Consider the following 551-nt stretch of genomic DNA (forward strand, 5'->3'; position numbering starts at 1 on the left):
AGTGTTCTTTGTTGAATTTCTTTGACCTCAGCAGGGGTTTCAAAGGGGAGCGAGAGTTGCTCAGGGTTGGCAATAAAGCGCTCCCTTTTTTGCCCGTGTAACAAACGCTTGTACTCGGCTATTTGGGCTTCAAGGTAAGTTTTTTCAAGCAGCAGTTGGGCTTTTTCTAGCTTGATGCGTTCAACATCTTGCTGAATAACTTGGTGTTTTTTTACCGCAACCTGATGTTCTTTTGCTGTAACCTGCTGCTTTTCTATGACAACTTTGGCTTGCTCGCGTTCTGCTTTCAGTAACGCAATCAACATTTCTTTTGATAAGTTTTCCAAGCCGTTTTCCATACTCAAAGATACAAAAAACTGCTTAACTATCCATATCTTAACCCCTCATTATCAATGCTTTTTTAAAGAAAAACGAGGCTTTTGAATACTTGATCTCACTTCTATCCCCTCCACCATTAGGCTCAGTTCCAACCAGGAAATCCGCGCCTTGTTGGGCAGTGAAAAACAGCCTTTTTCCAAACGTTTATAGTACAACACAAAACCGCCTGCTTC

At 41.7% G+C, this 551-nt stretch carries 1 protein-coding gene and 1 pseudogene; both read right to left on the reverse strand.

The annotated features are described in order from the left end of the window. Window positions 1–338 (reverse strand): annotated as a pseudogene (locus tag Q0954_RS34335) (hypothetical protein); the annotation flags it as partial. Between the two features lie 51 nt (window positions 339–389). Continuing rightward, on the reverse strand, window positions 390–536 hold the full coding sequence (locus tag Q0954_RS35125; RefSeq protein WP_366916781.1) for a hypothetical protein: 147 nt from the start codon (window positions 534–536) through the stop codon (window positions 390–392). Window positions 537–551: the final 15 nt, after the last annotated feature.

The organism is uncultured Microscilla sp. (genome assembly GCF_947493425.1).
GTDB lineage: Bacteria > Bacteroidota > Bacteroidia > Cytophagales > Microscillaceae > Microscilla.